Source organism: Dyella soli (assembly GCF_054482295.1).
Map to the genome: position 1 here is coordinate 196,861 of NZ_JBTFFU010000002.1, position 22,111 is coordinate 218,971.

Below are 22,111 nucleotides of genomic sequence, written 5' to 3' on the forward strand. Positions count from 1 at the left end.
GCGGGGGCGGAAGTAAACAAGAGAAATCCACGGGGATCTCACCATGGGTCAGCAGCAAGACGCTTATTTCGTACCGACCAAGAGCTATTGGCCGATCGTGGCTGCGGTCGTCATGTTCGTCACCGTATTCGGTGCCGCGCACTGGCTGAACGCCGCGCCGGGTGAGGCGAGTTTCGGCAAGACCCTGCTGACGGCAGGTTTCGTCGGCATCTTGCTGATGTTCTTCGGCTGGTTCCGCTCGGTGATCCGCGAATCGCTCGCGGGCAACTACAACAGCCAGGTGGACCGCTCGTTCCGCATGGGCATGATGTGGTTCATCTTCTCCGAGGTGATGTTCTTCGGTGCCTTCTTCGGCGCGCTGTTCTACGCCCGCATGTTCTCGGTGCCGTGGCTGGGCGGTGATGGCCACGGCGTGCTGACCCACCAGTTCCTGTGGAACGAGTACGCCGCCTCGTGGGGCGCCAGTGGCGGTGGTGGCCCGGGCCGCGTCGGCGGCGAGTTCCAGACGGTGGCGCCGTGGGGCCTGCCCCTGCTCAATACGCTGATCCTGCTCAGCTCCAGCGTCACCATCACCATCGCGCACCACGCGCTGAAGGTCGGCCACCGCGGCAAGATCCTGCTGTTCCTGGGCCTGACCGTGCTGCTGGGCGCCACCTTCCTGTACTTCCAGGCGAACGAGTACATCGAGGCCTACAAGGAGCTCAACCTGACCCTGCAGAGCGGCGTCTATGGTTCGACCTTCTTCATGCTCACCGGCTTCCACGGCATGCACGTGACGCTGGGCACCATCATGCTGGCGATCATCTGGCTGCGCGTGGCCAAGGGCCACTTCAGCAAGGACCACCACTTCGGTTTCGAGGCCGTGGCCTGGTACTGGCACTTCGTGGACGTGGTGTGGCTGGGCCTGTTCATGTTCGTCTACATCCTCTGAGGCGCCCAGGCGCCGCAACAAAAAGCCCGCCGAAAGGCGGGCTTTTTGTTTATGGATGCGGTCGAACGCGGTGTCGCAAGCGGAGCGCGGGCCCCGGCGGGACGCTACAATTACTGGCCCACGCCGTGCGGGTGCAGCCAGCCCATCCAGATACCGAGCACCACCATCAGGATGAGCAGCACCGACAGCCCGATGCGGCGGGTCAACGCCCACACCGTGCGCTTGCTGCCGTCCTTGTCGGTCATCATGAAATACAGCGCCTGACCGAGATTGAACAGCACCACCAGCAGCAGGATCACCAGCGCATATTTGTAGACGGTTTCCACGTGATTGGTCCAGACGTTTTAGACATCCGCAGTATAGCGGTCATCTGCGGTGCCGCCGCGTGAAGTGGCTGCGCCGCCCATCCTGGTTCGCGCTGCTGCTCACGCTGGCGGGCGCCTTGCTGTTCATGCGCTTGGGTGTGTGGCAGCTGCATCGCGCGAACGAAAAGGAAGCCATTCTGCGACGGTATGCCGCAGCGGAAAACGAGGTGCCGCGGGACTTTGCGGGCGTTGCCATGACGCCACCCGCCAACGCGTTCGCGCGGGTGCGCGTGCAGGGCGAGTACCTCGCCGACCGTGCCTACCTGCTGGACAACCCGAGGCATGACCAACTCGGCGGCGTGGAAGTCTATGCGCCTTTCCGTCCGCAGGGCAGCGACCGACTGCTGCTGGTGGACCTGGGATTCCTCCCGGGCAACGGCACCGACCAGGCACCGCAATTGCCGCCGTTGCCCACCGGTGAGCAGGCCCTGCAGGGCCTGTACCTGCCGCCTCCCGGCGTGGGTTTCGAGATGGGCGGCAACGCGCTGGCGCGCCAGGCGCACTGGCCAAAAACCACGGTCTATCTCGACCTGCCGCAGGTGGCCGGTGATCTCGGCAGCCTGCTCTATCCGCAGGTGCTGGCACTGGACGACGACCAGGCCGCCATCTACGTGCGGGCGCACGTCCTCGACTTCTCCGCGATGCCGCCCGCGCGGCACCGTGCCTATGCCTTCCAGTGGTTCACCTTTGCCGTGGCGGCCGTGGTGATCTTCCTCATGCTCCACCGCCGCCGACCATCCAAACGCCGGACTAGCCATGAACAAGCCTGACCCCGCCGCGCTGCGCGCGAGCCGCCTGAAACTGCTGCTGATCATGCTGGTGTTCGCCGCGCCGATCCTGGTGGCCGGCCTGCTCACGCTGACCGGCTGGCAGCCCAGCGGCAAGGCCAATGGCCAGCCGATCGAGCCGCAGCGCAACCTCGCCGACGAGCGGGTGCAGGTGACGCTTGCCAACGGCCAGCCGTGGGCCTGGCGGGCGGCCGAGCCGCAGCTCACCCTGGTGGCGCTGGCCGGCCCAGGCTGCGCGGCACATTGCCTGGACACGCTGACCAAGATGGCTGCCGCGCGCATCACCCTCAACCGCAATGCGCCGCGGTTGCGCCTGCTCTACGTCGGCGCGCCGCCGGCCAACGCGGCCGCGAACGGCATGGCCGATTACTGGCAGCTTGGCCAGGACAGCGGCGGGCAGCTCGAGTCGTTCCGTCCCGACGAGCCCGACAGCGTGGTCGCGCTGCTGGTGGAGTCCGACGGCACGGCGCTGTCGTTCTACCCGGCGGGCTTCGATCCTTCCGGCCTGCGCAAGGATCTGCAGAAGGTGATCCGTTGATGTCCGCCCGCTCCCTCAAGGCCCTGCGTGGCCTGGCCCTGCTCGCCGCGGTGTTTGCGTTTGGCGTGGTGATGTTCGGTGCGTTCGTTCGCCTGTCGAATGCGGGCCTGTCGTGTCCGGACTGGCCGACCTGCTACGGGCAGGTCAGCTGGCCGGAGCACCAGCATGAAATCGCGCAGGCGAACGAGGCGTTTCCGGATCGGCCGTTCGAGACGCACAAGGCCTGGCGCGAGCAGGTGCATCGCTTCCTCGCCGGCACGCTGGGCACGCTGGTATTCGCACTGGCCCTGCTCGCCAGCTGGCGTAACGCATGGGGGCGCCTTGCGGTGATCGCCGGGGCCATCTTCGCCGCCGTGGGCGTGAGCCTGTACATCCGCGGCGAACATCACTGGTCCCTGCTGCTGTCGATGCTGGCGATCGGCTTGCCGCTGCTGGCGGCGATCGGCCTGAAACGGCCGGGCGCGTGGCGCATCAGCGTGCTGGCGCTGGCGGTGGTGGTGTTCCAGGCGATGCTCGGCATGTGGACGGTGACGCTGCTGCTCAAGCCGATCGTGGTGATGGGACATCTGATGGGCGGCATCACCACCTTCGCCCTGCTTGCCTATGCGGCACTGCGTTTCGCCGGCATCAGCGCGCCGGACGACAGCTACGCCGGCCTGCGCAAGGCGGTGGTGCTGGGCATCGTGCTGCTGCTGGCGCAGATCGCGCTGGGCGGATGGACGTCCTCCAACTACGCAGCGCTCGCCTGCGGCACCGACTTTCCCAAGTGCCTGGGCCAATGGATGCCGCCCACCGATTTCCGTGAAGGCTTCGTGCTGTGGCGTGGCATCGGCGTGAACTACGAGGGCGGCGTGCTGGACATGGCCGCGCGCAGCGCCATCCAGATCGCCCATCGCCTCGGTGCGCTGGTGGTGTTCTGCTACCTGGGCTGGCTGTCGCACCGCGTCTCCCGCCGCGGCCTGCGCGCGCAGGGGCTGGCCATCGCCGTGGTGCTGGTCAGCCAGGTGCTGCTGGGCATCAGCAACGTGCATTTCGGCCTGCCGCTGCCCGTCGCCACGCTGCACAATGGCGCGGCGGCGTTGTTGCTGTTCACCTTGCTGGCCACGCTGGCGCGCACGCAGAGGCGCCATGATGACGCGATATTCCTTTCTTTCGGACACCCATGACGATGAGCAGCCGCTTCCACGAATACATGGAATTGACCAAGCCGCGCGTCGTTGCGCTGCTGGTGTTCTGCGCCGTCATCGGCATGTTCCTCGCCGTGCCGGGCATTCCGCCATGGCGCGCGCTGGTGTTCGGCACGCTGGGCATCTGGATGGCGTCGGCTTCGGCGGCGGCGTTCAATCACCTGATCGACCAGCGCATCGACAAGGTGATGGCGCGTACGGCGCATCGCCCGCTGGCGACGGGTCATCTCAAGCCCAGGCAGGTGCTGACGTTTGCGCTTGCGCTTGGCGTGGTGTCGATGCTGGTGCTGGTGCTGCTGGTCAACCCGCTCACGGCGCTGCTGACCTTTGGTGGCCTGATCGGCTATGCAGTGGTCTATACGGCTTACCTCAAGCGCGCCACGCCGCAGAACATCGTGATCGGCGGCCTCGCCGGCGCGATCCCGCCCGTGCTTGGCTGGACGTCCGTCACGGGTGCGCTGCATCCCTTCGCGCTGCAGCTGTGCCTGATCATTTTCGTGTGGACGCCACCGCATTTCTGGGCGCTGGCGATCTTCCGCCGCGACGACTACTCGCGTGCGCAGGTGCCGATGCTGCCGGTGACGCATGGCGTGGTGTTCACGCGCTGGCACGTGCTGTTCTACACGATCCTGCTCGTGCTGGTGACCCTGTTGCCGGCGCTGACCGGGTATAGCGGGATGGTCTACCTGGGTGGTGCGGTGGTGCTGGGCGCGGGCTTCCTTTACTACGCCGTCCGCCTGCTCAATCCGCCGGATGAGTTGTTCGCGATGAAGGTGTTCAACTATTCCATCGTGTACCTGATGGCGCTGTTCGCGTTCCTGCTGGTGGACCATTGGGTGATGGAGCCGCTGGTGCAGCAGGGGATGGCATTTCAGCGGTCGGCGGGTTGAGAGTTTGCTCTGAGGTTGCCGCCTGCGCAGCGGGCGTTTCGACTGCCTGCCGGCAGCCGAGTCACTTTTCTTTTGCTGGCCCACGCACGCGCAGGAGCGCGTGCGAACGGCAAAGCCGGCCCGAAGGGCGGAGGGCAGGATGCCCGCAGTCAAAGAAAAGTAGCCCAAAAAAATGGCCTCGAGAACTGGCAGCGATGCGTGGCATACAAGCGCCGAGGCCTGGAGCAAGCGGCGTGGCGTTACGTGCTACCTCAGGGACTGCGGCTACTCCGCGACGCGCCGATGTACTGAGGACTTAGAGCAACGCGTGGCGCCGCCGCACTTAGCCCCTCTCCCTCCGGCGACCCGAAGGTAGTCCCTGTGGGAGAGAGGGGTTGGGGTGAGGGTACGGGGCTTGCGCAGCCTTTCCATCTTGCGCTCCGCCCGAACCCTCATCCGCCTGCCGGCACCTTCTCCCAATGGGAGAAGGATTCCTTCGATGGAAGCCGCCTTGGCCCCTCTCCCCTCGGGAGAGGGGTTGGGGTGAGGGTACGGGGCTTGCGCAGCGTTTCTGTCTCGCGCGCTCCGCCCGAACCCTCATCCGCCTGCCGGCACCTTCTCTCCCACAGGGACTACCTTCGGGTCGCCGGAGGGAGAAGGATTCCTTCGATGGAGCCTGCTTTAGCCCCTCTCCCCTCGGGAGAGGGGTTGGGGTGAGGGTACGGGGCTTGCGCAGCATTCCAGGCTCGCGCTCCGCCCGAACCCTCATCCGCCTGCCGGCACCTTCTCCCAATGGGAGAAGGATTCCTTCGATGGAAGCCGCCTTAGCCCCTCTCCCCTCGGGAGAGGGGTTGGGGTGAGGGTGCGGGGCTTGCGCAGCATTCCAGGCTCGCGCTCCGCCCGAACCCTCATCCGCCTGCCGGCACCTTCTCTCCCACAGGGACTACCTTCGGGTCGCCGCAGGGAGAAGGGATCCTTCGATCGAAGTTGCCTTGAGCCCTCGCGGCACTGGCGACCCGCGGGGTAGCCGCTGTCGATGAGGTAGCACGTAACGCTACGCACCTTGCCCCAGTCGCCAGCGCTTGTATCCCACGCCGTGCTGCCAGCCTTTGATGCCATTTCTTTGGGTTACTTTTCTTGACTCCGGGCATCTTGCCCTCCGCCCTTTGGGCCGGCTTCGCCGCTCGCAGGCGCTCCTGCGCGCGCGTGGACCAGCAAAGAAAAGTGACCCGGACCGCGGCAGCGGTTCGGAACGCCCGCCGCGCAGGCGGCACCCTTGCGAAAACGCCAACAACCGCGAAATCCACGGAATACCCCACACCAAACGCAGCAAGCGCCAGACCGCAACAAATTTCGCACCCCGAATCCCCCTCACAGGGTTGACACTTGCGCACCGCAGCAAGACAATTCGCCCGCTACCGGGCGTCACGCGCCCTAAGTGGCCTCTGTCCTATCAACCCAAGGCATATGGACGTTTACCCTAGTCGCAACGTCGACATCCGCGAGCATCGGGTGCCGGCATTGCATAACAAGCTGATTAGCTGCGGCGACCGCCTGCGGTCGGCTGGCGCTTTCCTGGACTAGGGAAGACCGGCCCACCTCTGACGGCGCCGTTGGCGCCGTTAAAGAGGAGAAAGGGCCATGAAGCTCCTTCGCGATTTCTTTCGTCTGCGTACCGCAGTCCGCCCGCTGGCGGGTGGCCGTGCGGATGCACGCCGTGCCTGGACGATCACCGTGCCTGCGCCGCTCAACGAGACGCAGGCCCCCGTCGTGCTCGACATGCATTGGCACGCCGACAATTCGCGTGGCCGCCCGGCCGCGCGCTGGCACGAACATGCCGAACCGCAAGCGCATCGTCATCTGCAGCTGGTATCCAGTCACTGATGAAGCACTCGATCGCCAGGCTCGACCTGCCGCGCAAGGGCTGGCCTCCGCCAGTCCCGTGGCAACGATGGCGACGAAAGTCGTAGCGCAGGCGTTGGCGTCACGCGCGGGTTGATCCCGCCGGCTCGCTGGTCCGCCGCAGGTGTCACCGAATCACGGAAGCGAGTCATGTTCAAGCACTCCACCCAGACCGTCACCGGCAAGGCGGCCGGCAAGGGCGCCGCCGCGCCCGTGCGCGTGGTCGTGGCCCAGGAAGCGTTCCGCCACAACGAGGCCCTGTACGCAGCGCTGGATACCAGTGCCGCCGGCCTCAACGAGGAACAGATCGCCGAGCGCCTGGACCGCGACGGGCTCAACGAGGTATCGCACGAGAAGCCGCCGCACTGGTCGGCGCAGCTGCTGCGTGCGTTCAAGAACCCGTTCATCATCGTGCTGCTGGTGCTCGCTGCCGTGCAGCTGTTCACCGATGCCAGCGACCTCACCGGTCCGATCATCATCGCTGTGATGGTGGGCATCAGCGTGGTGCTGAGCTTTACGCAGGAATACCGTTCGTCGAAGGCCGCCGAGAAGCTCAAGGCCATGGTGCGCAACACCGCCACGGTGACGCGCCGCGCGTCGGACGGCCACAGCGAGCGCATCGAAGTGCCGGTGGGCGAGCTGGTCGCCGGCGACATCGTGCACCTGGCCGCGGGCGACATGGTGCCCGCCGACCTGCGCCTGGTTTCGGCCAAGGACCTGTTCATCAGCCAGGCGATCCTCACCGGCGAATCGCTGCCGGTGGAGAAGGCTGCCCCGGCGCATGCGCAGGTGGCCGTCGAACTGCAGGACAGCGCGCTGGACAATCCGCTCGACCTGCCGACCGTGTGCTACATGGGCACCAACGTGGTCAGCGGCAGCGCGACGGCCGTGGTGGTCGCCACCGGCTCGCGCACCTACCTGGGCTCGCTGGCGCGCACCATCGTCGGCCAGCGCGTGCAAACCAGCTTCGACCGCGGCGTGAACAGCGTCAGCTGGCTGCTGATCCGCTTCATGGCGGTGATGGTGCCGATCGTTTTCCTGATCAACGGACTGGACAAGCACGACTGGCTGCAGGCGTTCCTGTTCGCGCTGTCGGTGGCCGTGGGCCTGACGCCCGAAATGCTGCCGCTGATCGTCACCGCGAACCTCGCCAAGGGCGCGCTGGCGATGTCCAATCGCAAGGTGGTGGTGAAGCGGCTCAATGCGATCCAGAACTTCGGCGCGATGGACGTGCTGTGCACGGACAAGACTGGCACGCTCACGCTGGACAAGATCGTGCTGGAGCGCCACCTCGACCTGTACGGCGAGGAGTCCGACGAGGCGCTCGAATACGGCTATCTCAACAGCCGGTTCCAGACCGGCCTGAAGAACCTCATGGACAAGGCGGTGCTGTCGCACCGTGACCTGGAGGAGACGGCGGCCCACTTCCGCATCGTCGACGAGATCCCGTTCGACTTCCAGCGCCGGCGCATGTCGGTGGTGCTGGGCAACGGTGATGGCAACGAGTTGCTGGTATGCAAGGGTGCCGTGGAGGAAATGCTGTCGATCTGCGCATCGGCCAAGGTCGGCGATGACATCCTGCCGATGACGGACGAGATGCGCGCCGAGATCAAGGCGATGACGCGCGGCCTCAACGAGGATGGCCTGCGCGTGCTCGTGGTCGCCATCAAGCGCCAGCCACCGGCGGGCCGCGCCTATGGCGTGGCGGACGAAAGCAACCTCGTCGCGGTCGGCTGCCTGGCTTTCCTGGATCCGCCCAAGGACAGCGCGGCCACCGCCATCGCGGCGCTGCACCACCACGGCGTCGAAGTGAAGGTGATCACCGGCGACAACGAGGCGGTGACGCGCAAGATCTGCCGCGAAGTGGGCCTCGACGTCGAGCACTCGCTCCAGGGCAAGCACATCGAGCCGCTGGACGATGCCGAGCTGGATGCGCTGGTGAAGCGCACCACCGTGTTCGCCAAGATGTCGCCGCTGCAGAAGGCGCGGGTGGTCAAGTCGCTGCAGCGCCAGGGCCACACGGTGGGCTTCCTGGGCGACGGCATCAACGACGCGCCGGCCCTGCGCGAGGCCGACGTCGGCATCTCGGTGGATACCGCCACCGACATCGCCAAGGAGTCGGCCGACATCATCCTGCTCGAAAAGAACCTGATGGTGCTGGAAGAGGGTGTCATCGAAGGGCGCATCACCTTCGGCAACATCATCAAGTACATCAAGATGACCGCCAGCTCGAACTTCGGCAACATGTTCTCGGTGCTGATCGCGAGCGCGTTCCTGCCGTTCCTGCCGATGTTGCCGCTGCAGATCCTGGTGCTGAACCTGCTGTACGACATCTCGCAGCTGTCGATTCCGTTCGACCGCATGGACGATGAATACCTGCGCAAGCCGCGCAAGTGGGACGCCAGCGACATCGGTCGCTTCATGGTGTGGATCGGCCCGGTCAGCTCGATCTTCGACGTCACCACCTTCCTGCTGCTGTGGTACGTGTTCGGCGCGAACTCCAGCGAGCACCAGGCGTTCTTCCAGTCGGGCTGGTTCATCGAGAGCCTGCTCACGCAGACGCTGATCGTGCACATGATCCGCACGCGCAAGATCCCGTTCCTGCAGAGCGTGGCCGCGGCGCCGGTGCTGGCGCTGACCACCGCGATCATCATCATCGGCATGCTGGTGCCCTACATGGGCATCGGCGCGAAGATCGGCATGATGGCCTTGCCTGGCGTCTACTTCGGCTGGCTGGCGCTGACCGTGCTGACCTATTGCGTGCTGACCCAGCTGATGAAGCTGATCTATATCCGCCGCTACGGACGCTGGCTGTAAGGTACAACGCGTCGCCTCCCCGGGCGGGAGGCGACGCTAGTTGCCGGCGTCCTCGCAGCGCTGGCGGCGACGGTGCCGCCACCACAACACCAGCAGGATCAGCAGCAGCACGCCCGCCAGTGCCCACAGGCTGTGCTGGCCGCGACGTATCCACATCGCCAGCCATTCGTGGTTGTCGGCACCCAGGTAGCCCAGGTAGACCCAGATCGGCACGCTGATCAGCGCGGCCAGTCCGTCGAGCAGGAAGAAGCGCATGAACGAGACGCGATGCGTGGACCCGGCCGTGATGTACACGGCCGTGCGCATGCCGGGAAGGAAGCGCGCGAAGAACATCAGCCGGTTGCCGTAGCGCTCGAATTTCTCCTGCACCCTGGCGTAGCGTTCCGGCGTCAGCACGCGGGCGACCAGTCGCCATTGCAGGATGCGCGCGCCGAAATGATGGCCGAGCAGGAACATGCCGGCATCGCCGGCGAGCACGCCGACCATGGCCACGCCGAACATCACGTGCACGCTGCCGTAACCCAGGCCGGTGATGATGCCGCCGGCGACGAGGGTGATGTCTTCGGGCAAGGGCGCGCCCGCGCCGCACAGCAACAACGCGATGAACACCGCGAGGTAGCCGTTCTCGGCGAACACTGTCACCAATCGTTCAAGCAGTTCCATCTACATCCATGCCCGGGTGCGCTGCCCATGCCGTAGGGAGTGGTCGATGATCCCACACGAAGGCGTCACTGCGCTTGCGGCAGTGCAGGGCATACGCTGCGGGTGTTCACCGACAGGTGGCGGGCCGCGGGAGGCCTAGCCGGCCTTTGCCGGTGGCGTGGCGCGGGCGGCCAGCAACTGGCGCAGCTCGGCCTTCTCGGCCGCGTCCAGCGTGCCCTCGCGGCTCTTGCTGGTGAGCCACTCGCGGCGCTGGGTGATGGCCTGCTGCTCCATGCGCGCCAGTGCGTCGAAGAATTCGGCGCGTTGTGCCTCGGGCTCACCGACCACCATGGCGGCCATCAGCTTTTGCAGGGCGGCATATTCGGGCCGTTCGGCAAAGTGTTCCACCAGCATGGCCGGGTTGATGCCGGGGCGCGAGCGAGCGAGGTCGATCAGCTCGGCCAGCAGTTCCACGCCGGGCTTGTCCATGCGCAGGAAGCCATAGGGGCGTGCCACGTCGTCGGCCACGCCCGGTTGTGCCAGCAGCAGGGCGATGGCGCTGCGAACGAGCGAGCGCTGCACGGCCACGGGACGCTGCAGCGAGTGTCGCGCCGCGGGGTCGGCTTCGAGCACGGCGCGGGCGCCGGTGCGCTTCTCGAGTTCCTGCGCCATCAGGTCGCGGAAGGCACCGTCGGGCAGCTTCGCAACCAGCGGGCGTGCCCGCTCGGCCAGTCGTGCACGACCATCGAGGCTGGTGGTGTCCACGTCGTGCGCAAGTTCGCCGAAGAAATACTCCGACAGCGGCGTGGCGGCCTTGAGCCTTTTCTCGAAGCCGTCCTTGCCTTCCTTGCGGATCAGCGTATCCGGGTCCTCGCCATCGGGCAGGAACAGGAAGTACGCCTGGCGCCCGTCACGCAGGCGCGGCAGTGCCGCCTCCAGTGCCTTCCATGCGGCCGCGCGGCCGGCACGATCGCCATCGAAACAGAACACCACGTCGGGCGCGGCGCGGAACAGCACTTCGGTGTGCTCGGGCGTCGTGGCCGTGCCCAGCGTGGCCACCGCGATGGGCAGGCCGGCCTGATGCAGGGCGATCACGTCCATGTAGCCCTCGACCACCACGATGCGCGACAGGCTCGGGTTGGCCTGCTTCACCTGCCACATCGCGAACAGCTCGCGGCCCTTGTGGAACAGCGGCGTTTCCGGCGAGTTGAGGTATTTCGGGCCCTGGTCCGACTGCAACACTCTTCCGCCGAAAGCGATCACGCGGCCGCGCCGGTCGAGGATCGGGAACATCAGGCGTTCGCGAAAGCGGTCGTAGCGATGGCCGCGTTCGTTGCTCGCCACCATGCCCGCTTCGTTGAGCAACTGCATGCGCTTGTCGCTGCCGCCCAGCGCCTTGATCACGCCGTCGAAGCCCGCCGGCGCCCAGCCAAGGCGAAAGCGCTGGATGGTCTCCGTGTCCAGTCCGCGCTTGCGGCAATAGGCCTGCGCCTCGGCGCTGCGCGGCAGCTCCTGCTCGTACCAGCTGGCGGCCGCATTGAGCAGGGCGTAGAGGTCGGTCTTGTCCTCGCGCGGCGCGTCGTTGCCGCCTTCGCGCGGCACGGTCAGGCCCACCGATTGCGCCAGCTCCTCCACCGCATCCGGGAATTCGAGGCGCTCGTAATCCATCAGGAACTTCACCGCGCTGCCGTGCGCGCCGCAGCCGAAGCAATGGAAGAACTGCTTGGCGGGACTGACGTAGAACGAGGGCGAGCGCTCGTTGTGGAACGGGCAGCAGGCGGTCCATTCCCGACCGGCCTTCTTGAGCGGCACGCGCCGCTCGATCACGTCGACGATGTCGACGCGGGCCAGCAAGTCGTCAATGAAACTGTCAGGAATACGTCCGCGCATAAGCAGCTTAGTGTAGAGGGTGCAGCGCATGGCGGAGCGACGGGCGGGACGCTATTTGCATCGCCCGGAAGGCAGCGCACGACGCCTGGCTTGCCCTATGCTGCCGCCTGAGGAGCCGGGGGGCTTGGGGTGGCATCCATGGGGAATGTGCTGGGAACGGCAAGGCCAGGCCTGCAGGTGCAGTTTCGCCCTGCCGCGCCGGCCGACGCGACGGCGGCGGTGCCGCTGATCTACTGCTCGGGGCCGGCGGCCTTCGACTATGTGTTTGCCACGCGCGACGGTCACGATGCGCAGGCCTTCCTGCAGCGCTGCTTTGTCGACGGCGCGGGGGAATTCGGCTGGCGCAACCATTGGGTCGGCGTGGCCCAGGGGCGCGTGGTGGCGGTCGGCGCGGGCTACGGGGCCGATACCCAGTGGCCGTTCATGCTGGCCGCGGCGCGCCAGATCGTCGCGCACTACGGCTGGCGCCGTGCCATTCCGGTGATGCTGCGCGGGCTGCGCGTGGAATCGGTGATCCGCCCGCCCGACGGCGACATGCATTACCTGGCGCACCTCGCGGTGGCGCCGGAGCTGCGTGGCCGCGGCATCGGCCACGCGCTGATCGAGCAGTTGCTGGCCACGGCACGCCAGGCTGGGCGGCGCCGGCTGGTGCTGGATGTTGCGGCCAGCAACCCGCTGGCCGAGGCCTTGTATCGGCGGGCCGGTTTCCGGCTGACCGGCGAGCGACGATCACGCCTGGCCAATGCGCATGTCCGCGTGCCGGATCATCGGCGCATGGAGCGGGTGATCGACTGAGCCGCGGCCTAGACCGCGTGGATGATGCCGAACAGCGCCAGCAGCGCCAGCAGGAACAGGATCACGAAGATCGTGAACAACACCTTGGCGACCGTGCCGGCGACACCGGATACGGTGCCGAAGCCGAGCCAGCCGGCGATCAACGAGACGATGGCGAAAATAAGGGCCCACTTGAGCATGCGCTGCGCTCCTGCCGGGTCGGGCCGGCGTGGGAGCCGGCGTCGCTCCCGTTCTAGTGGGCTGGCCGTGAACGGGGTGCAGCGGGAACCGGGCGCGGGCCAGCCAGCCGCCTGGAAGGGCTGCTGGCTGTGCGTGAAAACCGCGTGATCAGCCCGCCAGGCGCGCCTTGATGCGGGCGGATGCCACGCCCATGTCCGCGCGTCCGGCGGCTTTTTCCTTGACGGCGGCGACGACCTTGCCCATATCCCGCGCCGAGGAAGCGCCGGTCTCGGCGATGGCTGCGGTAATCAGCGCGTCGATCTCGTCGTCGCTGAGCTTGGCCGGCAGATAGGCCTCGATCACCACCATCTCGCCGCGCTCGACCTCGGCCAGGTCTTCGCGGCTCGCGGCCACGTACTGGCTGACCGAGTCCTTGCGCTGCTTGAGCATCTTCTCCAGCACCGCCAGCACCTGGACATCATCCAGTTCGATGCGCTCGTCCACCTCGCGCTGCTTGATCGCGGCCAGGATCAGGCGCACCACGCCCAGGCGGTGCTTGTCGCCGCCGCGCATGGCCGTCTTCATGTCTTCGGTAAGCTGCTGCTTGAGGGTCATGGCCTATCCTCGGAAACACACAAAGCCAGCGTTGCCCAGGGCAACGCCGGCCAGTGTAGGGGTAAAGAACAGCGGCGGCGGGTCAACGCGCCAGCTGCCGGTTATCCCGGGTCGCGGCGCCGGAGCGCCAGCAACCGCTCGTCCGCACGGGGCGGACGATGGACCTCAATACATGCGGGTCTTGCGCGAAACGTCGCGCGAGAGGCGGCGCAGGTGGCGCTTCACCGCAGCAGCACGCTTGCGCTTACGCTCCTGGGTCGGCTTCTCGTAGAACTCACGCTTGCGGGTCTCGGCCAGGACGCCGGCCTTTTCGCAGGTGCGCTTGAAGCGGCGGAGGGCAAGCTCGAACGGCTCGTTCTCGCGGACTTTTACGCTGGGCATGGAAACTCCAAGTGTTAGACTGGCCCGCACTTTACGAGCCGATTGAATACGGTGAGCCGCGAAGTATAACGTGGAAACGACAGCATTTTCAAAGCCCCAGTCAACGAAGCCGGTTCTGGGCATCGAAACGTCCTGTGACGAGACCGGCGTGGCCCTGCTGCGCTGGGAACCGACCGCGCCCGGCAGCGGCCTGCTTTCACATACCCTCTACAGCCAGATCAAGCTGCACGCGGCCTATGGCGGCGTAGTGCCCGAGCTGGCCAGCCGCGACCACGTGCGCAAGCTGATGCCACTGGTGCGCGAGGCGCTGGCCGAGGCCGGCCTGACCCCGGCTGACCTGGGCGGCGTCGCCTACACCGCCGGCCCTGGCCTGGTAGGTGCCCTGCTGGTGGGTGCCTCCGCGGCCCGCGCCATGGCCTGGGCGCTGGGTGTGCCGGCCATCGGCGTGCACCACATGGAAGGCCACCTGCTGGCGCCCTTGCTGGAGGACAACCCGCCCGAGCCGCCGTTCGTGGCCCTGCTGGTGTCCGGCGGGCATTCCATGCTGGTCGAGGTGAAGGCCATCGGCCGCTACCGCATCCTGGGTGACACCCTGGACGACGCCGCCGGCGAAGCGTTCGACAAGACCGCCAAGCTGATGGGCCTGCCTTATCCGGGTGGCCCGGCGCTGGCGAAGCTGGCCGAACAGGGGCGGCCGGGGGCTTTCCGTTTCTCGCGCCCGATGACCGATCGCCCCGGCCTCGACTTCAGCTTTTCGGGCCTCAAGACCCAGGTGCTGCTGGCCTGGCAGCAGTCCGACCAGAGCGAGCAGACCCGCGCCGACATCGCCCGCGCGTTCGAGGAGGCGATCGTCGACACCATGATCATCAAGTGCCGCCGTGCGCTGCAGGCCAGCGGCGCGAAGCGGCTGGTGATTGCCGGCGGCGTGGGTGCCAACCGGCACCTGCGCGCGGAACTTGCCGCGGCGGGCGAGAAGGACGGCTTCAACGTGTATTTCCCGCGCCTGGCGTTCTGCACCGACAACGGCGCCATGATCGCGCTGGCCGGCGCCATCCGCCTCGCCCATGGGCAGCACCAGGACGAAACCGTGCAGGTGTTTCCGCGCTGGGACCTGGAGACCCTGCCACCCGCGCAATGACGGCGCTCTTGCATACGGGGCGTTTCTTGCCGACCCTATCGGCATGGATATCGTTTTTATCGAAGACCTGCGCATCGATGCCGTGATCGGCATCTACGACTGGGAGCGCCGCGTGCGCCAGACGCTGTCGCTCGATATCGAGATGGCGTTCGACAACAGCGTGCCGGCCGCCAGCGACGACATCGCGCACACGCTCAACTACAAGGACGTGTCCAAGCGGCTGATCGACTATGTGGGCGCGTCCAGCTTCGGTCTGGTGGAGACGCTGGCGGAGCGCTGCGCGGCGATCATCCGCGAGGAGTTCGGCGTGTCGTGGGTGCGCCTGAAGCTGTCCAAGCCGGGGGCGGTTCGCGGGGCGAAGGCCGTGGGCGTGCGCATCGAGCGCGGCACGCGTCCGCAGTAACGATGGCGCGCGCCTACCTGAGCCTGGGTTCCAATGTGGAGCCGGTGCGCCATCTCCGCGCTGCGCTGGACGAACTGCGCGCAACGTTCGGCGCGCTGGCCGTGTCGCCTGCCTACCGCAGCAAGTCGGTGGGTTTCGACGGCGCGGACTTCGTGAACCTCGCGGTGGGGCTGGACACCGGGCTTTCGCCCGAAGCGCTCAATGACTGGCTGCACGCGCTGGAAGATCGCCATGGCCGTCGCCGCGACGTGCCACGCTTTTCCGACCGCACGCTGGACGTCGACATCGTGCTGTTCGACGACCTGGTGCGCCAGGGCGAAGGGCACCTGGACATTCCGCGCAAGGAGCTGCGCCATGCCTTCGTGCTCAGGCCGATGGCCGACATCGCGCCATCGGTGGCGCATCCGCTCAGCGGACGCACCATGGCGGAGTTGTGGGCGGCGTTCCCGGCCGACAGCGAGCCGCTGGTGGTCGAGCCGCTCTGACGACGCGCTTGCACGTTGCCCGGGGCCGGCACTATCGCCGGGCGTCAGGCGAATGCTAGAAGGTGCCGGGTCATCACACGGGGGTAAGTCATGGCAGGTCGCTTTTCGCGCAGTTGGAGCCTGATGAAGGCCAGTGCGGCAGTGTTGCGTTCGGACAAGTCGCTGCTGATGTTTCCGCTGGTGTCCGGCATTTGTTGTGTGCTGGTGGCAGCGAGTTTCCTGATTCCCATCGGCATGGCCGTGGTGGCCATGGGCCACGAGGCGCAGGCGCACGAACGCGTGCTGTCCACCGGCGGTTACGTGGCGTTGTTCCTGTTCTATCTCGTGCAGTACTTCGTGATCATCTTCTTCAACACCGCCCTGGCCGGTGCCGCACTGATGCACCTGCGCGGCGAGCCTGCCAGTTTCTCGGCCGGCTTCGCACTGGCACGCGAGCGCGTGGTGAGCATCTTCGGCTACGCGCTGATCGCCGCCACGGTGGGCCTGTTGCTGCGCGCGCTGCAGGAGCGCCTTGGCCTGATCGGTCGCCTGGTGGCGGGCTTCCTTGGCCTGGCCTGGACGGTGGCCACTTTCCTCGTCGTGCCGGTACTGGCAAGCCAGGACGTGGGCCCGACCGAAGCGATCTCGCGCAGCGTCGAGCTGCTCAAGCGCACCTGGGGCGAAAACATCATCGGCAACGCCGGTATCGGCGTGGTGTTTGGCCTGCTGATGTTCCTGGCAGTGCTGGTGGCTGCCGTGCTGGTCGTCGGCGCCGTGGCCGCGCAGTCGATCGTGGCGATCGTGGTGGCGATCGCGGTGGCGGTGATCGGCCTGACCCTGCTCGGCCTGATCCAGGCCTCGCTGCAGGGCATTTATGCCGCGGCCCTGTATCGCTATGCCGAAGAGGGGCGGGTCGGCTACGGTTTTGACCAGGCGCTGCTGGAACAGGCGTTTCGCCCGAAGAAGTGAGCGTTGCGGTGGCGCACGCGTCGCTTACACCGACAGCGTGCGCCCACCGTCGATGCGCAGGATCTGCCCGGTCACGAACGGGGCATCGCGCAACAGCCACAGCACCGCGCCCGCCACGTCCTCGGGCGAGCCGGCGCGCTGCAGCGGCGTGCGCGCCAGCATGGCCTGCTGGTCGTCGTAGGGCTTGCCGTCGCTGGGCCACATGACCGCGCCGGGGGCCACGCCGTTGACGCGCACGTCCGGACCGAGGTCCAGCGCGAGCGAGCGCGTCATCGCGGCCAGCGCCGCTTTCGCCATGCAGTACAGCGGATGCTGCGCGAGCGGGCGCTCGGCATAGATGTCCACCAGGTTGACGATGGCGCCGCGTGCTTCGCGCAACGCGGGCAGGGCCGCCTGGCTGAGGAAGAACGGCGCCTGCGCATTGGAGGCGAACAGCTCGTTCCATTGCGCGGCCGTCGCCGAGCCCACCGGGGTCGGATAAAACGCCGACGCGTTGTTGACCAGCGCATCGAGGCGGCCGAATCGGCCCAGCACCTTCGCCAGCAGGTCGGGCAGGTGCTCGAGGTCGGCCAGTTCGCCCTGCACGGTGAAAGTGCTGTCCGCACGATGCTGATCGAGCGAGTGGGCCAGCAGCTCCGTATCGGCGGCCGCGTGCCGGTAGTGCAGGGCCAGGTCGTAACCGGCGGCGTGCAGCGTGCGCGCAATCACCGCGCCGACCCGTTTGCCCGCGCCGGTGATCAGGACGACGGGGCGCTCATGGCGTGGACTCATGCGTGGGCTCCTGCGTGGCGCGATAGGCGGCGAGCTTGACGCAAAGCGTGCGACGCGTCATCCCGTGGCGGTTCAGGCGATGGGCGAGGCGGCGTCCGTGGGTACTGGCGGTGCATCGGCGGACAGTTCCTCTTCCATCTCGAAGGGCGCGCTGAACATGGCGATGGCGGTCTGGGCGACCTGTCCGGTGTCGTAATACGCATAGGCGCCCACGCCCATCGCGCCGACCACCGGCAGCCAGCGCGACAAGCCCTTGCCCACCGCATGCTGCGAGACCTTGATGCCCACGGTCCTGGCAATGCGTTCGGCCACGCTGTAACTCACGCGGCGGAACAGCAGCCGGTCACCCACGCGCACGACCAGGTCGCGGAAGGCCTGCGCGGCGGTGTGGCGGAACAGGCACCACAGCATCTGCTCGCGCCCGAGCACCGAATGCTGGCCATAGACCGCCGCGATATCGCTGACCAGCTGCGCCTGGATCTTCCAGATGGCGATCAGCTCGGGCAGCACGGTGAGCCAGCCCAGCGGGCCGGGCGGCAGCGCCAGCGAGCCGGCGGTGAGCGCGGCGCGCCTGGCGGCACGACTGGCCAGGCGCCGGGCCTCGTCGGCCGGGGCCGAGCTGCCGGGCAGGCGGCTGTCCGGAATCTGGCTGACGAAGTCGAGGATGGCCTGGGTCACGCGGCCGGCATCGGCGCCGCCGACCACGGCAGGTAGCTGGGAGGAGGGCTTGGCCATGACGTCCTGCGCTCGGGTGGCGCGGCTCGCGCCGCAACGATGGGCCCAGTCTAGGCAATGCGGGTGAATGGCGGCGTGGCGGGCCAGGCCAGCCTGAATCCGACAGGTTCCGGTGAAATCCATGACTTCTGGGGCAGGCAGTGGGTCCGCTACCATGGCAATGTTATAACGTAACAACAATAATAATGACTGCCGCCCCCTCCGGACACCCGATGAAACGATCCCTGCTTGCCGTGAGTCTCTCTGTTGCGCTGGGCGCCGTACCGGCTGCCTTCGCCCAGACCGTGCCGAACACCGACGCCGCCGTGACCGCCGGTTCCGGTGATGCCGGCGCCGGCGACCGCAACAAGCCGGGCAATGTGAAGCAGCTCAGTGCGGTCGATGTCACGGGGGTGCTCGACCAATCGCGCAACGCGCTGTCGCCCGACACCGGCAGCAGCCAGTACGTGATCGACCAGAAGGCGATCCAGCAGTTGCCGCTGGGCGACTCCACGCCGCTCAACCAGGTGATCCTGCAGGCTCCGGGTGTCGTGCAGGATTCCTACGGTGGCCTGCATGTGCGCGGCGACCACGCCAACCTGCAGTACCGCATCAACGGGGTGATCATTCCCGAATCGATTTCCGGCTTCGGCCAGACGCTGGACGCGCGCACCATCCAGAGCGTGAAGCTGCTCGACGGCGCGCTGCCCGCGCAATACGGCCTGCGTACCGCCGCGGTGGTGGACATCGACACCAAGAGCGGCCACGAGCTCGGCAACGGCGGCAGCGTCGGCATCACCGGCGGCTCGTTCGGCACGCTCAATCCCAATGCCTCGTTGTGGGGCAGTGCGGACCGCTGGAGCTGGTTCGTCACCGCCAACTACCTGGAGAACGATGTCGGCATCGAGAACCCGACGCCGAGCCGCACGCCGATCCACGACCACACCAACCAGGTGAAGGGCTTTGGCGACATCTCCTATCTCATCAACGACAGCACGCGGCTGAGCTTCATGTTCGGCGCCACCAACAATCGCTTCGAGATTCCCAACAACCCCAACCAGACACCGCAGTTCGGCTATCTGGACCAGGTGGATTTCGATTCGGCCAAACTCAACGAACAGCAGCGCGAGAACACGCGCTTTGGCGTGCTGTCGCTGCAGGGCAAGTGGGGCAAGACCGACTACCAGGTGTCGCTGGGCCAGCGCTACAGCAGCCTCGACTTCACCCCCGACATGGTCGGCGACCTGATGTTCAACGGCGTCGCCTCGGCGGTGAACCGCACCAACCGGGCCAGCACGCTGCAGGCGGATTTCGCTACCCCGCTGGGCGACAGCAACACGCTGCGCTACGGCATCTACGGCAGCTTCGAGCACGCCGGCAGCGCCAACAATGCCTGGGTGTTCCCGGCTGACCCCGCGGGCAACCAGACCAGCACCACGCCGCTCAACATCGTCGACAACAGTCGCCTGGTCGCGAAGACCTGGTCCGCCTATGTGCAGGACGAGTGGAGCATCGGCGACAAGTGGACGGTGAACTACGGCCTGCGCGGCGACAAATACACGCTGGCACGCACCGAGAGCCAGCTCAGTCCCCGCCTTGGCGCGGTCTACCAGGCCAGCGACAGCACCACCGTGCATGCCGGCTACTCGCGCTACTTCACGCCGCCGGCGACGGAGATGATCACCACCTCCAACATCGCCAAGTTCGACGGCACCACCAACCAGGTTTCGAATCCCGGCAACGCCACTCCGCTGGCCGAGCGTTCGGACTATTTCGATGTCGGTGTGTCGCAGACGTTCGGCCCGTCGCTGACCATGGGCCTGGATGCCTACTACCGCGACGTGACGCGCCTGCAGGACGAAGGCCAGTTCGGTGCGGCCCTGGTCTACTCGACCTTCAATTACGCCCGCGGCCACATCGGCGGCGTCGAGTACACGGTCAACTACGCCTCGGGGCCGATCTCCGCCTACTTCAACTTCGCCTACAACAAGTCGATGGGCAAGAAGGTCATCACCAGCCAGTACAACTTCGCCGTGGATGACCTTGCCTACATCGCCGAGAACTACATCCACCTCGACCACGACCAGAAGTACACCTCGTCCGGCGGCATCAGCTACGCGATCAACGACGCCACCCGGGTGGGCGCCGACTACATCTTCGGTTCCGGGCTGCGCCGGGACGGCACGGTGCCCAACGGCGATTCGATGCCCGACTATTTCCAGCTCAACCTCAGCGTGTCGCACGACTTCAACTTCGCCAGAACCGGCAAGCTGCACACCCAGCTCGCGGTGATCAATGCGCTGGATCGTTCGTACGAACTGCGCGACGGCACCGGCGTCGGCGTGGGCGCGCCGCAATTCGGGCCGCGTCGTGGCGTCTACCTGAGCCTGCAGAAAGACTTCGACTTCTGAGCCGGCCGGCCCATGCCCTGTCGTGGTCCTCACGGGACCGCGGCGGGGCATGGGTTATCCTTGGCGCGTTTTTCCGCAGGCAACGCGCATGTCCTCCCGACTCCCCGATCCCGGCGCCGACGAGCGCGCCCATTCCGACCGTCTGCTGGCGCGCCTGCGCGAGGAAATCGCCGCGCACGGCCCGATGCCGTTTGCGCAGTACATGGAGCGCTGCCTGTACACGCCCGGGCTCGGCTACTACAGCGCCGGCAAGACCAAGTTCGGCGAAGCCGGCGACTTCATCACGGCGCCGGAACTGGGCGAGCTGTTCGCGCGCTGCGTGGTCAACACCACGTATCCGGTGCTCGACCTGCTGGGCGAACAGGCGGATTTCCTCGAGCTTGGCGGCGGCAGCGGCGCCTTCGCCGAGGCAGCGCTCAAGGCGTTCGCGGCCGTTGGCACAGTGCCCCGCCGCTACCTGATCCTCGAGCCGAGCGCCGACCTGCGCGAACGACAGCGCGAACGCCTGCTGCAGGCGTTGCCGCCGGAACTGTTCGCCCACGTGCTGTGGCTGGACCGTCCGCCCGAACAGGACTGGCGCGGCGTGCTGTTCGCCAACGAAGTCATCGACGCCTTGCCCACTACGCGCTTCACCATCCGCCATGGCGAGGTCTACGAGGAATACGTGACCCTCGACGGCGAGGGCCGCCTGATGCGCGTGGACCGGCCCGCCGATGCTCTCGTCTCGGGCGCCGTGCGGCACGTCGAGCGCGACATCGACGCGACCTTCTCCGACGGCTACCGCTCGGAGGTGCTGCCGCAGCTGCCCTACTGGATCCAGGCCATTGCCGGCTCGCTGGCCGCGGGCCTGATGCTGTTCGTCGATTACGGATACGTGCGCCGCGAGTTCTACCTGCCGGAGCGCAACGACGGCACGCTGATGGCGCACTACCGCCACCGCGCGCACAACGAACCGCTGCACCTGCCGGGCCTCAACGACCTCACCGCGTCGGTGGATTTCACCGCGCTGGCCGAGGCGGGCAACAGTGCCGGCTTTGGCGTCGCGGGCTACCTTTCGCAGGCGCAGTTCCTGATTGGCAGCGGCCTGCAGCAAGCATTCGAGGAAGCCTACGAGCAGGCTGCCGACGAGGCTGCGCGCTACCGCCTGGCCCAGGAAGTAAAGAAGTTGACCCTGCCGGACCAGATGGGCGAGCGCTTCCAGGCGATGCTGTTCGCGCGCGGCATGGACGTGGTGCCACTGCCGGAAGAACTGCTCGAGGGCGACCAGGGCGAGCGGCTCTGAGGCCTTCCGCGCCAGGCCGGGCGACCGGCTGACAGCCGATCCAGCCTGGTGCGGCCCAGCCTGCGCATGCCATGGCGGCA

Annotated in this window: 22 protein-coding genes; 14 read left to right on the forward strand and 8 right to left on the reverse strand. The window is 66.9% G+C overall.

What is annotated here, in order from left to right:
• The first annotated feature begins 43 nt into the window (after window positions 1-43).
• Window positions 44-931, forward strand: a complete 888-nt coding sequence (locus ACXU4B_RS11270; protein WP_131412486.1) for a cytochrome c oxidase subunit 3 — start codon at window positions 44-46, stop codon at window positions 929-931.
• 110 nt (window positions 932-1,041) lie between these two features.
• On the opposite strand, the gene ACXU4B_RS11275 is transcribed toward ACXU4B_RS11270, so the two are convergent.
• The gene (locus ACXU4B_RS11275; RefSeq protein ID WP_131412485.1) at window positions 1,042-1,257 is read right to left on the reverse strand and encodes a twin transmembrane helix small protein; all 216 of its coding nucleotides are present in this window, start codon (window positions 1,255-1,257) and stop codon (window positions 1,042-1,044) included.
• 59 nt (window positions 1,258-1,316) lie between these two features.
• On the opposite strand from ACXU4B_RS11275, the gene ACXU4B_RS11280 reads away from it, so the two are divergent.
• The 6 genes from ACXU4B_RS11280 to mgtA all read left to right on the forward strand — a co-directional run bounded on the left by ACXU4B_RS11280 (window position 1,317) and on the right by mgtA (window position 9,397).
• Complete coding sequence (locus ACXU4B_RS11280) at window positions 1,317-2,066, forward strand: SURF1 family protein (RefSeq protein WP_131412483.1); 750 nt, start codon at window positions 1,317-1,319, stop codon at window positions 2,064-2,066.
• Window positions 2,053-2,622: a hypothetical protein gene (locus ACXU4B_RS11285; protein WP_131412481.1), complete on the forward strand. Its 570-nt coding sequence runs from the start codon at window positions 2,053-2,055 to the stop codon at window positions 2,620-2,622. Before ACXU4B_RS11280 ends, ACXU4B_RS11285 begins: the two co-directional genes overlap by 14 nt.
• On the forward strand, window positions 2,622-3,788 hold the full coding sequence (locus tag ACXU4B_RS11290; protein WP_131412479.1) for a COX15/CtaA family protein: 1,167 nt from the start codon (window positions 2,622-2,624) through the stop codon (window positions 3,786-3,788). The genes ACXU4B_RS11285 and ACXU4B_RS11290 overlap by 1 nt, the downstream gene beginning before the upstream one ends.
• Window positions 3,785-4,699, forward strand: a complete 915-nt coding sequence (gene cyoE / locus ACXU4B_RS11295; RefSeq protein WP_425481440.1) for a heme o synthase — start codon at window positions 3,785-3,787, stop codon at window positions 4,697-4,699. The genes ACXU4B_RS11290 and cyoE overlap by 4 nt, the downstream gene beginning before the upstream one ends.
• Window positions 4,700-6,319: 1,620 nt before the next feature.
• Window positions 6,320-6,562 carry a hypothetical protein gene (locus tag ACXU4B_RS11300; RefSeq protein WP_131412477.1) on the forward strand — a complete coding sequence of 81 codons (243 nt, stop codon included), beginning with the start codon at window positions 6,320-6,322 and terminating at the stop codon, window positions 6,560-6,562.
• A 168-nt stretch (window positions 6,563-6,730) separates the two neighbouring features.
• The gene (mgtA, locus tag ACXU4B_RS11305) at window positions 6,731-9,397 is read left to right on the forward strand and encodes a magnesium-translocating P-type ATPase (RefSeq protein WP_131412475.1); all 2,667 of its coding nucleotides are present in this window, start codon (window positions 6,731-6,733) and stop codon (window positions 9,395-9,397) included.
• Between the two features lie 36 nt (window positions 9,398-9,433).
• Here the strand turns inward: mgtA and ACXU4B_RS11310 are convergent, their stop codons facing one another.
• Entirely contained in the window at window positions 9,434-10,060 is a 627-nt protein-coding gene (locus tag ACXU4B_RS11310; protein ID WP_131412473.1) for a DedA family protein, read from the reverse strand.
• Window positions 10,061-10,195: 135 nt separating this feature from the next.
• Window positions 10,196-11,929: a DNA primase gene (gene dnaG / locus ACXU4B_RS11315; protein ID WP_131412471.1), complete on the reverse strand. Its 1,734-nt coding sequence runs from the start codon at window positions 11,927-11,929 to the stop codon at window positions 10,196-10,198.
• 138 nt (window positions 11,930-12,067) lie between these two features.
• Between dnaG and ACXU4B_RS11320 the strand changes: the two genes are divergently transcribed.
• Window positions 12,068-12,724, forward strand: coding sequence for a GNAT family N-acetyltransferase (locus tag ACXU4B_RS11320; RefSeq protein ID WP_131412469.1), 657 nt, complete (start codon window positions 12,068-12,070; stop codon window positions 12,722-12,724).
• Window positions 12,725-12,732: 8 nt separating this feature from the next.
• On the opposite strand, the gene ACXU4B_RS11325 is transcribed toward ACXU4B_RS11320, so the two are convergent.
• The 3 genes from ACXU4B_RS11325 to rpsU form a co-directional block, all read right to left on the reverse strand.
• Window positions 12,733-12,903: a DUF1328 domain-containing protein gene (locus tag ACXU4B_RS11325; protein WP_131412467.1), complete on the reverse strand. Its 171-nt coding sequence runs from the start codon at window positions 12,901-12,903 to the stop codon at window positions 12,733-12,735.
• A gap of 148 nt (window positions 12,904-13,051) precedes the next feature.
• Window positions 13,052-13,498, reverse strand: a complete 447-nt coding sequence (locus ACXU4B_RS11330) for a GatB/YqeY domain-containing protein (RefSeq protein WP_131412465.1) — start codon at window positions 13,496-13,498, stop codon at window positions 13,052-13,054.
• Window positions 13,499-13,663: 165 nt separating this feature from the next.
• Window positions 13,664-13,879 (reverse strand): 30S ribosomal protein S21, encoded by a 216-nt coding sequence (gene rpsU, locus ACXU4B_RS11335; RefSeq protein WP_055999514.1) that lies wholly within the window; start codon window positions 13,877-13,879, stop codon window positions 13,664-13,666.
• Between the two features lie 70 nt (window positions 13,880-13,949).
• Here rpsU and tsaD point away from each other — a divergent pair, with 70 nt between their 5' ends.
• The 4 genes from tsaD to ACXU4B_RS11355 all read left to right on the forward strand — a co-directional run bounded on the left by tsaD (window position 13,950) and on the right by ACXU4B_RS11355 (window position 16,853).
• Entirely contained in the window at window positions 13,950-15,017 is a 1,068-nt protein-coding gene (gene tsaD / locus ACXU4B_RS11340; protein ID WP_131412463.1) for a tRNA (adenosine(37)-N6)-threonylcarbamoyltransferase complex transferase subunit TsaD, read from the forward strand.
• A gap of 43 nt (window positions 15,018-15,060) precedes the next feature.
• On the forward strand, window positions 15,061-15,420 hold the full coding sequence (gene folB / locus ACXU4B_RS11345; protein ID WP_131412461.1) for a dihydroneopterin aldolase: 360 nt from the start codon (window positions 15,061-15,063) through the stop codon (window positions 15,418-15,420).
• A gap of 2 nt (window positions 15,421-15,422) precedes the next feature.
• Window positions 15,423-15,905, forward strand: coding sequence for a 2-amino-4-hydroxy-6-hydroxymethyldihydropteridine diphosphokinase (gene folK / locus ACXU4B_RS11350; RefSeq protein WP_131412459.1), 483 nt, complete (start codon window positions 15,423-15,425; stop codon window positions 15,903-15,905).
• A 90-nt stretch (window positions 15,906-15,995) separates the two neighbouring features.
• On the forward strand, window positions 15,996-16,853 hold the full coding sequence (locus ACXU4B_RS11355; RefSeq protein ID WP_131412457.1) for a DUF6159 family protein: 858 nt from the start codon (window positions 15,996-15,998) through the stop codon (window positions 16,851-16,853).
• A 24-nt stretch (window positions 16,854-16,877) separates the two neighbouring features.
• Here the strand turns inward: ACXU4B_RS11355 and ACXU4B_RS11360 are convergent, their stop codons facing one another.
• Both ACXU4B_RS11360 and ACXU4B_RS11365 read right to left on the reverse strand, forming a co-directional pair.
• The gene (locus tag ACXU4B_RS11360; protein WP_131412455.1) at window positions 16,878-17,624 is read right to left on the reverse strand and encodes a pteridine reductase; all 747 of its coding nucleotides are present in this window, start codon (window positions 17,622-17,624) and stop codon (window positions 16,878-16,880) included.
• Window positions 17,625-17,696: 72 nt separating this feature from the next.
• Complete coding sequence (locus ACXU4B_RS11365; protein WP_131412453.1) at window positions 17,697-18,359, reverse strand: hypothetical protein; 663 nt, start codon at window positions 18,357-18,359, stop codon at window positions 17,697-17,699.
• Window positions 18,360-18,571: 212 nt separating this feature from the next.
• On the opposite strand from ACXU4B_RS11365, the gene ACXU4B_RS11370 reads away from it, so the two are divergent.
• Together ACXU4B_RS11370 and ACXU4B_RS11375 are read left to right on the forward strand one after the other, a co-directional pair.
• The gene (locus tag ACXU4B_RS11370) at window positions 18,572-20,749 is read left to right on the forward strand and encodes a TonB-dependent receptor (protein ID WP_131412451.1); all 2,178 of its coding nucleotides are present in this window, start codon (window positions 18,572-18,574) and stop codon (window positions 20,747-20,749) included.
• An 88-nt stretch (window positions 20,750-20,837) separates the two neighbouring features.
• Complete coding sequence (locus ACXU4B_RS11375; RefSeq protein WP_131412449.1) at window positions 20,838-22,031, forward strand: class I SAM-dependent methyltransferase; 1,194 nt, start codon at window positions 20,838-20,840, stop codon at window positions 22,029-22,031.
• Window positions 22,032-22,111 lie beyond the last annotated feature (80 nt).